Genomic DNA, 11,738 nt, shown 5'->3' on the forward strand with positions numbered 1-11,738 from the left:
TGTCGGCTTCCTGAAAAAAAGTTCATGGACCGGCACACCGATTCGCTGGCCTGGATCAACACTTGGTCACAAATAATCCCTAACATGAATTTCGTGCGCACTATCATGTCGCGTCTGTTGCCCCGCTTCGGTGCGCTGTTGCCGGGTGCCGACGCGAACCGGTGAATGTGTGCCGCAAGGAGCCGAAACTTCACTGAACCTTCAAGGAAGAGCAGCATGATGCAACCTCAAGACGTTCTACGCCGAACATTCGATATCCAGCCGTTGACCCGCGCCGACATGACGGTGCGCCTGGACGGGCAAGTCGTCAACGCCGCCCGCGGGGAAACCGTCCTTACCGTCATCCAGTCCCTGGGGCAACGCCAGGTCGCCCGCAACGACCACGACCAGGTCAGCGGCGCCTGCTGCGGCATGGGTGTGTGCCAGTGCTGCCTGGTCAAGATCGACGGTCGCCACAAGCGCCGTGCCTGCCAGACCCTGGTGCGCCCTGGCATGCAGATCGAAACCCGGGTCAACCGCATCACCGAGACGGAGGCGCCATGAGCCTGGATCCGGTGATTGTCGGCGGTGGGCCGGCGGGCATGGCAACGGCCATCGAGCTGGCCTCCCACGGGGTTCGTTGCACACTGCTCGAAGAAGCGCCGCGCCTCGGTGGCGTCGTGTATCGCGGGCCGCTGCGCGATGGCGTCAGCCTCGACTACCTGGGGTCGCGCTACAGTGACGCCCTGGAGAAACTCCACGGTGAATTCCAGCAACACGCCGGCCTGATCGAGGTGCGATTAAGCAGCCGGGTCATCGGCGCCGAAGGCTTCCGGGCGCTGATGCTGCTGGATGCCGACGAGCGTCTGGGGGAGGTCGTTTATTCCCATTTGGTCCTGGCGGCCGGTTGTCATGAACGCAGCGTGCCGTTTCCTGGCTGGACGTTGCCGGGGGTGATGATGCTCGGCGGCCTGCAATTGCAGATCAAGAGCGGCGTGGTCAGGCCGCCAAGCCCGGTGGTGATCGCCGGTACCGGCCCGTTGCTGCCGCTGGTAGCCTGCCAACTGCACGCTTCGGGCGTGGCGGTGGCGGGGGTCTTCGAAGCCTGCGCGTTCGGCCGGATCGCCAAGGAAAGCCTGGCGTTGCTGAACAAGCCGCAGCTGTTCCTCGATGGCCTGAGCATGTTGGCCTATCTCAAGCTCAATCGCATTCCCGTGCGCTATGGCTGGGGCGTGGTACAGGCTGACGGCGAGGGCGAGTTGAGCCACGTCACCGTTGCGCCTTACTCCACGACCTGGGAACCCGACCTCAAACGCACCGAACAGGTGCCGGCCCAGACCCTGGCGGTTGGCTACGGGTTTATCCCGCGGACTCAATTGAGCCAGCAGATGGGCCTGGAGCACGGTTTCAGCGAGGACGGCTATTTGCGGGCGGTGTCCGATGCGTGGCAGCAAAGCAGCGAAGCGCACATTCACCTGGCCGGCGACATGGGCGGGATTCGCGGCGGTGAAGCGGCCATGCTCAGCGGGCGCATCGCAGCGCTGTCGATCCTGATGCAACGCAACGTACTCGCTCCGTCCGAGGCCCTGGCCCAACGGGAACGCTACCAGGCGCAACTGCAGCGGATCATTCGCTTTCGCGCCGCCGTGGATCGCTACACCCAGCGTGGCGCCGGACAAACCGCCTTGCCGGCCGCCGACACGGTGATCTGCCGCTGCGAACACGCCACCCGCGCCGACATCGACCGGTCGCTGGCGCAAGGCGTGCAGGACATGGCCAGCCTGAAGATGCGCACCCGCGTGAGCATGGGCGATTGCCAGGGGCGAATGTGCGTTGGCTATTGCAGCGACCGCTTGCGCGAAGCCACCGGTCGCGCCGACGTCGGTTGGCTGAGGCCGCGTTTTCCCATCGATCCGATTCCCTTTTCAGCGTTCCAGAACGTCGCCACGGAGGCCGTTTCCCATGATTAAGGACTATGACGTGGTCATCGCCGGAGGTGGTGTGATCGGGGCTTCGTGCGCCTATCAACTGTCCAAGCGAAAACACCTGAAGATCGCCTTGATCGACGCCAAGCGCCCCGGCAACGCGACCCGCGCTTCGGCGGGTGGGCTGTGGGCCATCGGTGAGTCGGTGGGCCTGGGGTGCGGGGTGATCTTCTTTCGCATGATGTCGGCCAACCGCAAGCGCCAGACCCAGGGCGCCGCTGTGGCGGTGGATGCCAGCACCCCGCACATCCTGCCCCAGTCGTTCTTCGATTTCGCCTTGCAATCCAACGCAATGTATCCGCAGTTGCACCGCGAATTGATCGACCGTCACGGCATGGATTTCAAGTTCGAGGAGACCGGGCTCAAGTTCGTGATCTACGACGAGGAAGACCGTTCGTACGCTGAGCACATCGTCGCCTGCATTCCCCACCTGGCAGACCAGGTGCGCTGGCTCGACCAGGCGGCCCTGCGCGCGGCAGAGCCGAATGTCAGCCATGAGGCCCTGGGCGCGCTGGAGTTTCTCTGCGATCACCAGGTCAGTCCGTTCCGCCTGGCCGATGCCTACACCGAAGGCGCCCGACAGAACGGCGTCGACCTGTTCTTCAATACCCATGTGACCGAGGTGCTGCGCAACGGCACGCGGGTGACCGGGGTGCAAACCGCCGAGGCGGGGACGTTCAACTGCCGAACCCTGATCAACGCCGCCGGTGCCTGGGCGGCGGACCTGAGCGAGCAGGCCACTGGCGTGCGGATTCCGGTCAAGCCGGTCAAGGGCCAGATCCTGCTGACCGAGCGCATGCCGAAAATCCTCAACGGCTGCCTGACCACCAGCGACTGCTATGTGGCGCAGAAAGACAACGGCGAAATCCTGATTGGCAGCACCACGGAAGACAAAGGCTTCGACGTGACCACGACATATCCGGAGATCGAAGGGCTGGTGCAAGGCGCGGTGCGCTGTATCCCGCAGTTGATCGACATCAATCTGAAACGAACCTGGGCCGGCCTGCGCCCGGGTTCGCCCGATGAGTTGCCGATCTTGGGGCCGATGCGCGGAGTGGCGGGCTACCTCAACGCCTGCGGGCATTTTCGCACCGGCATCCTGACCTCGGCCATCACCGGGGTGCTGCTGGATAAACTGGTGAACAACGAACCCCTGCCACTGGACATCACCCCGTTCCTGGCGGATCGCTTCGAAGTGGCGCCGACGGTAAAGCCCAGGGAAGTGGAGCTGGCCTGAGCAATCGCTGCACATAGCCAGCAGCCACCCGGGGACAAAAACTGTGGGAGCGAGCTTGCTCGCGATGGCGTCAGGTCAGTCAGTGCCTATATGCAGCTTGCGATGAGCCTCACGCAATAGCTGCTCGGTGGACTCCCAGCCCAGGCAACCATCGGTGATCGAGACGCCGTAGCGCATCGACGGGCCCAGCGGCTGGCAGCCTTCGAACAGGTGGCTTTCGAGCATCATGCCGATCAGGGAACGGTTCCCTTGCAGCCGTTGTTCCAGCACGTCATTGAACACCTGGGGCTGGCGCAACGGGTCTTTGCCGCTGTTGGCGTGGCTGCAATCCACCATGATTCGCGCCGGTATTTTCAGGCGGGTCAGGTCGTGGTGTATCTGCGTGACGCTCTGGCGGTCATAGTTCGGCCCACGATGGCCGCCGCGCAGCACCAGGTGGGTGTCGGGGTTGCCCGGCGTCTGGATGATCGCCGGATGCCCCTGGCTGTCGACGCCGAAATGTCGATGGGGGTGGGCCGCAGAGCGCATGGCGTCGCAGGCAATGCCGACTCCGCCGTCCGTGCCGTTCTTGAACCCTACCGGCATGCCCAGGCCGCTGGCCATTTCCCGGTGGATCTGCGATTCGGTGGTGCGCGCGCCAATGGCGACCCAACTGAGCAGGTCATCGAAGTAATGGGCGGCCATGGGTTGCAGCAGTTCGGTGGCGACGGGCAGGCCCAACTGGAGTACGTCGCGCATCAGCGCCCGGGACAAGGTCAGGCCGGCGGCCATGTCATCGCTGCCGTCCAGGCCAGGGTCGTAGGCCAGGCCTTTCCAACCTACGGTCGTGCGGGGCTTTTCTATGTAGGCGCGCATGACCAGTAGCATGCTGTCGCTCACTTCGTGGGCCAGGCGAGCCAGGTTGGCGGCGTATTCGAGGGCGGATTTCGGATCGTGGATCGAGCAGGGGCCGACGCTGACCAGCAGGCGGGCATCTTCACCGTCGAGGCTCGCGCGGATGGCCTGGCGCTGGGCGCTCACTTGGTGGCTCAACGCGGTGCTGAGCGGAAATTGCTGCTTGAGTTGCAACGAGCTGGGCAGACGCAGGGTCAGGGCTTCGTTGGCAGGATTGAGCGTGGACAGCGGCAAAGCGGAGACGGACGATTTCATGATTTGGCTTCCTGGACGGGTGGCGGGTTCGTTCCCGCGCGCCGGTCCTAGTGGGGTGTTCGACAATTGGCCGTATGGGCCCGCAATTGAGGCTTGCCACCGGTAGGTGACCGATCGGAGGCGGCAGGCTGTCCCGAACGGTGGCTGGTAAATCGCCAGGCGGAAAAACTGTCGTAACGGTAATAAGTGGCGTAGTTCATGGTTCAATCCTCAAGTTGTCGGGTGCTGAAAATGTTTGGAGCCGAAAAAACAAAACCCCCGGTCGGGAGGCCGACCGGGGGTTTGGAAAACTCTGGAAGGCGACCCGTTTAAAGTGGGCGCCGGTTGGGTATCAGGCGCGCCAGTGGCTAAACCAATACCCAAAATAAAAGCTGACCGGAGTTTGAACGCTGTTCGCCCGGGCAGCCGCAACCGAGCGCGGGGCGCTGGCGGTTTTAAGCGGTGATAGGGCGTCGAACATGGTCTGTCTCCGATGAATGGCCCTGAGCTTACTAGAGGGCGGGGCGCCGGTTCAATCAGAAAATTCTATCGAGGACATGTAAGTGTTCGTCCTGGCTTGAGTCCGCAGGGCTTTATGACACACTTCAGGTTTGCACCGCCTTCCAGGGATGAACCATGACCGTTCCAACCTTCGCCGCCGCCCAGTCGATTTCCATTGCGGGGGACACTCGCGCCAACCTCGCGAGCCATCAGCGTTTCATGCAGGCCGCCGCTGAACAGGGGGTGCAGTTGCTGGTCTTTCCTGAGTTGTCGCTCACCGGTTACGAACGTGGCCTGGCGGCAGACCTGGCGGTTCTGCCGGAGGATGCCGTACTGCAACCGCTGCGTGATTTGGCGCAAGCGCTCGGTCTGACCACCGTGGTGGGCATGCCGATTCGGCTGTCGACGGACGGCCCGGTGTTGATCGGCGCGCTGGTGCTCGGCGCCGACGGTTCCCTCGGGGTGTACAGCAAGCAGCACCTGCACCCGGGGGAAGAAGTCGCCTTCGCCCCGGGCCATGGTGGCTCGATGCTGGCGATGGGGCAGGATCGCATCGCACTGGCGGTGTGTGCCGATTTTTCCCATGCCAGCCATGCGGCCGCGGCAGCCGGGCAGGGCGCGACGCTGTATGCCGCGGGGGTGTTGATCACCGAGGGTGGCTACGTGCCGGATACGACGTTTTTGCAAGGCTATGCCCGGCATCACGCCATGACCGTGCTGATGGCGAATCATGGCGGCGTCACGGGCGGTTGGGAATCGGCTGGCCGCAGCGCCATTTGGGGGCCGGACGGTTCGCTGCTCGTGGCAGCACCGGGCACGGGCGAGTGGTTGGTGATTGTTCGCCGCGACGCCAACGGCTGGGCCGGGCAAGTCATGCCGGTGGCAGTGCTTTAACGAGGTATTCATGAGTTTCGAATGGCGTGCCGCAACGAACGGGGATATCGACTTCGCCCGGCAACTGACCTGCGACAACATGCTTGCTTATTACCTCAGGCATGATTTGCTCTGGCAGGACGAAGCGTTCGACCTGGCCTGGATCATTCGGCAGAACTGGATAATCAGCCGGGCAGGCCAGGCGCTGGGGTTTGTCAGCCTCAGCCGTGATGCCCGGGCGTTGTACATTCGCGAAGTGCAGATTGACCAGGCATTTCGCGGACAGGGCGCCGGCACCTGGGCGAGCGGACAGGTTTGGGGCTGGGTGGGGCTGGAGCGTCGGCCGGCGCTGCGCCTGACGGTATTCAAGGATAATCCGGCCAGGGCGTTGTACGAACGCATGGGCCTGCGGGTCGTCGGCGAGGACGAGTGTTTCCTGAGGATGCAGCGAGACGCCGGTGCTTGAAGCCTTGGATACCGTGCCGATAAAGATGCGTTGTAACTTTTATCTGTCCCTTTGCGCTAGGTCTGCGGGATGCTTTTTTGCTAAGGTGTCGTGCAACCCAAATAAGACCAAATCGTGAGGTGTCTGCTTGATTAGGGTGTTAGTGGTCGATGACCATGATCTCGTCCGTACGGGCATTACACGAATGCTGGCTGACATCGATGGCCTGCAGGTAGTTGGCCAGGCTGAATCCGGGGAAGAGTCCCTGATCAAGGCGCGTGAATTGAAGCCCGACGTGGTGCTGATGGACGTCAAGATGCCCGGCATCGGCGGCCTGGAAGCCACGCGCAAGCTGCTGCGCAGTCACCCGGACATCAAGGTGGTCGCAGTGACCGTCTGTGAAGAGGACCCATTCCCCACCCGGCTGTTGCAGGCGGGCGCGGCGGGCTACCTCACCAAGGGCGCTGGCTTGAACGAGATGGTCCAGGCCATTCGTCTGGTTTTTGCCGGGCAGCGCTACATCAGCCCGCAAATCGCCCAGCAATTGGCGATCAAGTCGTTCCAGCCAACCAACGATTCGCCCTTCGACGCACTGTCGGAGCGGGAAATCCAGATTGCCCTGATGATTGTCGGTTGCCAGAAAGTACAGATCATCTCCGACAAGCTGTGCCTGTCGCCTAAAACCGTCAACACCTACCGTTACCGTATCTTCGAGAAGCTTTCGATCAGCAGTGACGTCGAATTGACACTGTTGGCGGTGCGCCACGGCATGGTCGATGCCAGCGCCTGAACATGACTGAATTGTTTGATCCCAGCGCGTTCCTCTCCACTTGCAGCGGTCGCCCCGGCGTGTACCGCATGTTCGACAGTGAGGCGCGCCTGCTTTACGTCGGCAAGGCCAAGAACCTCAAGAAGCGCCTGGCCAGTTACTTTCGCAAGACCGGCCTCGCGCCGAAGACCGCCGCCCTGGTGGGGCGCATCGCGCAAATCGAAACGACGATCACCGCCAATGAAACCGAGGCGCTGCTGCTCGAGCAGACGCTGATCAAGGAATGGCGCCCGCCTTACAACATCCTGCTGCGCGACGACAAATCCTACCCCTACGTGTTTTTGTCCGATGGGGCCTTTCCGCGCTTGAGCATCCATCGGGGCGCGAAAAAGGCCAAGGGTCGCTATTTCGGCCCGTATCCCAGCGCCGGGGCGATTCGTGAAAGCCTCAGCCTGTTGCAGAAGACGTTTTTCGTTCGCCAGTGTGAAGACAGCTACTACAAGAACCGCACCCGGCCCTGCCTGCAATACCAGATCAAGCGCTGCAAGGCGCCGTGCGTGGGGTTTGTCGAGCCGCAGGTCTACGCCGAGGACGTGCGTCACTCGGTGATGTTCCTGGAAGGCCGCAGCAATGCGCTGACCGATGAACTGTCGGCGGCCATGGAGGAGGCGGCGGTCAACCTGGAGTTCGAACGGGCCGCGGAACTGCGCGACCAGATCGGCCTGCTGCGCCGCGTGCAGGACCAGCAAAGCATGGAAGGTGGCAGCGGTGACGTTGACGTAATCGCCGCGTTCCTCAACCCGGGCGGCGCCTGCGTGCATGTGAGCAGCGTGCGGGGCGGTCGCGTGCTGGGCAGCAAGAACTTCTTCCCGCAAGTGGGTATCGAGGAGGACGTGGCCGAGGTCATGGCGGCTTTCCTGGGCCAGTACTACATCAGCAGTCCGGAGCGCGACTTGCCTGCCGAGTTGATCGTCAATGTGGTCCATGACGATTTCCCGGCCCTGATCGAAGCCATCGACAAGCTTCGCGGTCGTGACCTGACCATCAGCCATCGCGTTCGCGGCACCCGTGCCCGTTGGCAGCAACTGGCCGTGACCAACGCCGAGCAGGCCCTGGGCGCGCGCCTGGCCAACCGGCAGCACGTGGCGGCGCGGTTCGAGGCCCTGGCCGATGTCCTCAACCTGGACGAGCCGCCGCAGCGACTGGAGTGCTACGACATCAGCCATTCCAGTGGCGAGGCGACCGTGGCGTCCTGCGTGGTGTTTGGTCCGGAGGGCCCGATCAAGTCCGATTACCGCCGCTACAACATCGAAGGCGTCACGCCGGGCGATGACTATGCGGCGATGCACCAGGCGTTGATGCGGCGCTTCGGCAAGCTCAAGGACGGGGAGGGCAAGTTGCCGGACATCTTGCTGGTGGACGGCGGCAAGGGCCAGTTGTCCATGGCCCGCGATGTGCTCAATGAACTGATGGTGCCCGACCTGATCCTGCTGGGCGTGGCCAAGGGCGCGACGCGCAAGGCCGGTTTCGAGACCTTGTATCTCAACGATGCCGCCCATGAATTCACCCTCAAGGGCGATTCGCCGGCGCTGCACCTGATCCAGCAGATCCGCGACGAAGCCCACCGTTTCGCCATCACCGGCCACCGTGCCCGTCGCGGCAAGACGCGCCGTACGTCTACACTGGAAGGTGTGGCAGGCGTCGGCCCGACGCGCCGTCGCGACTTGTTGAAACATTTTGGTGGATTGCAGGAACTGTCTCGTGCCAGCATCGAGGAGATAGCCAAAGCACCCGGTATCAGTAAAAAGCTCGCTGAGTCGATTTATGCAAACCTGCACAGCGAGTAGAATGCCCGTCAACCTCGCAGCCAGTTGTGCCGATGAATATCCCAAATCTGATTACCGTTCTACGCGTCCTGCTCATTCCGATCTTCATTTTGCTGTTCTATTTGCCGTACCACTGGAGCTACGTGGCCTCTGCCTCGGTCTTCGCCTTCGCCGCCGCGACGGACTGGCTGGATGGTTACCTGGCCCGACGCCTCGAGCAGAGCACGCCGTTCGGTGCCTTCCTCGACCCGGTGGCCGACAAGCTGATGGTCGCGGTGGCCCTGGTGCTGCTGGTGCAGGAGCACGGCAACCTCTGGCTGACCTTGCCGGCGGCGGTGATCATCGGCCGCGAAATTGTCGTCTCGGCGCTGCGTGAATGGATGGCCGAACTGGGCGCCCGCGCCCAGGTCGCGGTGTCGAACCTCGGCAAATGGAAAACCGCCGCGCAGATGCTCGCGCTGGTGATCCTGCTGGCCAACCCTTCGGATTTCAGTTTCTGGGTGCTGTTGGGTTACGCACTGCTGCTGGTTTCCGCAGGGCTGACGCTGTGGTCGATGGTCCAATACCTGCGCGCCGCCTGGCCGCATCTGCGGACGGATGTAGAGCCGAAATAAAACTTTTTTGAATCAAAGGGTTGACGGCGTAATCTGAATCTATAGAATGCGCCACACCAAGACGCGGGAATAGCTCAGTTGGTAGAGCACGACCTTGCCAAGGTCGGGGTCGCGAGTTCGAGTCTCGTTTCCCGCTCCAAATATTGCGCTGCAGAGTTCCACTGAATTCTGTAAGTGATTGAAATCAGGGCCTTTAGGCCCTTTTTTCGTTCCAGCGGGAACCACTGAAATCCAGCACTATCCGGTGCGTTTAAGTCCAGAATTGAGTCCAGGATTCTGACGAGCACTGAATCGTTTTAATGCTGGAGCAGTTTGTGTAGCGAGATGAGCATCTGGCCCTGACTCTATTCAGGAGCTCGCGATGGCACTCTCAGAAATGACAGTTCGGCATGCCCGAATCACTGGTAACGACTACACCCTCGGTGACAGTGATGGTCTCACACTCAATGTTACGGCCAGAGGCGGAAAAGTCTGGCTCTTCCGTTATTACTGGGCTGGCAAGCAGAAACGCATGTCCCTCGGTAGTTACCCCCAAATTGGGCTTAAAGAAGCCCGTACCCGTCGTGATGAAGCCCGTACCTTGGTTGCCCAGGGCATCAACCCCTACGAGCATCGTAAACAACAGCGACTTGCTGTTCATGCTGCGAAGGAGCACACCTTCGAGGCCGTGTTCAATCAGTGGGTAGAGTTCCGCAGGCTAAGCCTGAAGGAAGGGCGCCAGAGCACGCTCTCGCAAATCCTGAGAGTCTTCAACAAAGACGTCCTGCCCATACTGGGTGGGCGGTCTATTTACGATATCAATCGTCACGATCTGCTGGATTTGCTGAGCAGGATCGAACAGCGCAAAGCCTTAACGACAGCCGAAAAATGCCGGACGTGGTTCAACCAATTGTTCCGTTATGCGCTGGTGAAGATAGAGGGGCTAGAACACAACCCGGCTTCGGACCTTGATGTGGTCGCGCTCCCCAAACCTCCTGTTACGCACAATCCATTTCTCCGGACGGACGAGCTCCCGGCATTGATGGCTGCTCTTCGAAACTACGGTGGCGCCAACCAAACTCGGCTTGGCCTTCGGTTGTTGTTGCTGACCGGTGTCCGCACGGGCGAATTGCGGTTGGCGACACCCGACCAGTTCGATCTGGAGAAGCGCTTGTGGGTCATACCGGCGGAAGTGGTGAAACAACTCCAGTTAGCGATGCGCAAGCCAGGTAAGCGGGCCCAAAATGTACCACCTTACATTATCCCGCTGTCAGTCCAGGCGCTGGAGATCGTGCGTCACTTGCTGGACCAGGTGGTCCCTGCGCAACGCTACTTGTTTGCGCATCGAAGCGACCTGAGCAAGCGCATCAGCGAGAACACGCTGAATGGCGCGTTACGTCGGATGGGGTACGCCGATCAACTCACCGGTCATGGGATGAGGGCGACGATCTCAACGGCGCTGAATGAGATCGGATACCCGAAGGTGTGGGTGGATGCTCAGCTTTCTCATGCTGATCCGGACAAGGTGAGTGCAGCCTACAATCATGCGGAGTATGTCGAGCAGCGCCGGACCATGATGCAGGACTGGGCGAATCGTCTGGATCTTTGGGGGCAGGGTCAGCTGAAAGCGGCAAGCTCTCCGCTGACCATTCGTTTAGAGGGCGCAGCTTCATTACCTTCGTTGGAAAGCGCGAATGCAAACGCCGTTCTGTACAACGGTGGCTTCCCAGAGACGACTGTCCCAGCCTCCAAAACGTCCGTCAGCAACGAACCGGTCCTTAACGCTGCTCAGTATTCACCAGTCCTACCTGCTCCTACGCAGACTGAACAGCTGCGCGATCCCCAAGTATCTGAAATACAACGCCAGCGCGCCGAGATGCTAGCTACCTATGAAGCTTCGAATAATTTGCCGTTGCTTGTCTTCGCCAAACTGGCAGGCAAATCCCGAGATCAGATCAACCGCGATATCAAGGCTCGGCGCCTGCTATCCCTGAGCCTGGGGAATCGCGGTCAGCGCATTCCCGATTGGCAGCTTGATCCACTTCGGCACAAGTTGGTACTTGCCGCACTAGCGCGGTTTCCGGATGTCGATGCATGGAGGCTTTATGGCGCCCTTTGTAAGCCTCATGAGCGATTAAAAGGTCGCGCGCCAATCGATATGCTCAATATGGAAAATTTCGACGGGACCGCACAAATCGTTTGCAGTGCGCTGGGTTCAAGCTGAGGTGCTGTCTTCGTGCTGTGATAACGGATGTCGCTGCTTGCTTGGGTCCATCTAGCTCGGGCTGCCCTAAATGTGTGGACTTCACGCGTTGCCTGAGGTGCGGCGGAGATGGTCGGCAAGAGGCTTCTATTGCGCAGGAATACACCCTTTGGCATCTCGCTCCCGCCCTCTCTTGTCA

At 61.3% G+C, this 11,738-nt stretch carries 10 protein-coding genes and 1 tRNA gene; 10 read left to right on the forward strand and 1 reads right to left on the reverse strand.

Going from position 1 to position 11,738, the window contains the following annotated elements:
* Positions 1 to 219: 219 nt before the first annotated feature.
* Genes hcnA through hcnC form a run of 3 tightly spaced genes read left to right on the forward strand, consistent with a single transcriptional unit; the run spans position 220 to position 3,201 of the window.
* Positions 220 to 543, forward strand: a complete 324-nt coding sequence (hcnA, locus tag HGO40_RS02025; protein ID WP_250961813.1) for a cyanide-forming glycine dehydrogenase subunit HcnA — start codon at positions 220 to 222, stop codon at positions 541 to 543.
* Positions 540 to 1,949 carry a cyanide-forming glycine dehydrogenase subunit HcnB gene (hcnB, locus tag HGO40_RS02030; protein WP_250961654.1) on the forward strand — a complete coding sequence of 470 codons (1,410 nt, stop codon included), beginning with the start codon at positions 540 to 542 and terminating at the stop codon, positions 1,947 to 1,949. The genes hcnA and hcnB overlap by 4 nt, the downstream gene beginning before the upstream one ends.
* On the forward strand, positions 1,942 to 3,201 hold the full coding sequence (gene hcnC, locus HGO40_RS02035; RefSeq protein WP_250961655.1) for a cyanide-forming glycine dehydrogenase subunit HcnC: 1,260 nt from the start codon (positions 1,942 to 1,944) through the stop codon (positions 3,199 to 3,201). The genes hcnB and hcnC overlap by 8 nt, the downstream gene beginning before the upstream one ends.
* Positions 3,202 to 3,276: 75 nt before the next feature.
* On the opposite strand, the gene HGO40_RS02040 is transcribed toward hcnC, so the two are convergent.
* A complete protein-coding gene (locus HGO40_RS02040) occupies positions 3,277 to 4,350 on the reverse strand; it encodes a 3-deoxy-7-phosphoheptulonate synthase (RefSeq protein ID WP_250961656.1) in 1,074 nt (357 codons plus the stop codon).
* A 615-nt stretch (positions 4,351 to 4,965) separates the two neighbouring features.
* On the opposite strand from HGO40_RS02040, the gene HGO40_RS02045 reads away from it, so the two are divergent.
* From HGO40_RS02045 to HGO40_RS02075, 7 genes are all read left to right on the forward strand, one after another.
* Entirely contained in the window at positions 4,966 to 5,724 is a 759-nt protein-coding gene (locus HGO40_RS02045; RefSeq protein ID WP_250961657.1) for a carbon-nitrogen hydrolase family protein, read from the forward strand.
* A gap of 10 nt (positions 5,725 to 5,734) precedes the next feature.
* Entirely contained in the window at positions 5,735 to 6,169 is a 435-nt protein-coding gene (locus tag HGO40_RS02050) for a GNAT family N-acetyltransferase (protein WP_250961658.1), read from the forward strand.
* Between the two features lie 127 nt (positions 6,170 to 6,296).
* The gene (gene gacA / locus HGO40_RS02055; protein ID WP_003200277.1) at positions 6,297 to 6,938 is read left to right on the forward strand and encodes a response regulator transcription factor GacA; all 642 of its coding nucleotides are present in this window, start codon (positions 6,297 to 6,299) and stop codon (positions 6,936 to 6,938) included.
* A gap of 2 nt (positions 6,939 to 6,940) precedes the next feature.
* On the forward strand, positions 6,941 to 8,764 hold the full coding sequence (gene uvrC, locus HGO40_RS02060) for an excinuclease ABC subunit UvrC (protein ID WP_250961659.1): 1,824 nt from the start codon (positions 6,941 to 6,943) through the stop codon (positions 8,762 to 8,764).
* 32 nt (positions 8,765 to 8,796) lie between these two features.
* Positions 8,797 to 9,357, forward strand: a complete 561-nt coding sequence (gene pgsA, locus HGO40_RS02065) for a CDP-diacylglycerol--glycerol-3-phosphate 3-phosphatidyltransferase (RefSeq protein WP_018608070.1) — start codon at positions 8,797 to 8,799, stop codon at positions 9,355 to 9,357.
* A gap of 63 nt (positions 9,358 to 9,420) precedes the next feature.
* A tRNA-Gly gene (locus HGO40_RS02070) sits at positions 9,421 to 9,496 on the forward strand.
* 222 nt (positions 9,497 to 9,718) lie between these two features.
* Positions 9,719 to 11,560, forward strand: a complete 1,842-nt coding sequence (locus tag HGO40_RS02075) for a tyrosine-type recombinase/integrase (RefSeq protein WP_250961660.1) — start codon at positions 9,719 to 9,721, stop codon at positions 11,558 to 11,560.
* Positions 11,561 to 11,738: the final 178 nt, after the last annotated feature.

It is taken from the genome of Pseudomonas sp. CG7, from assembly GCF_023701885.1.
In the GTDB taxonomy this organism is placed as follows: domain Bacteria; phylum Pseudomonadota; class Gammaproteobacteria; order Pseudomonadales; family Pseudomonadaceae; genus Aquipseudomonas; species Aquipseudomonas zanjanensis.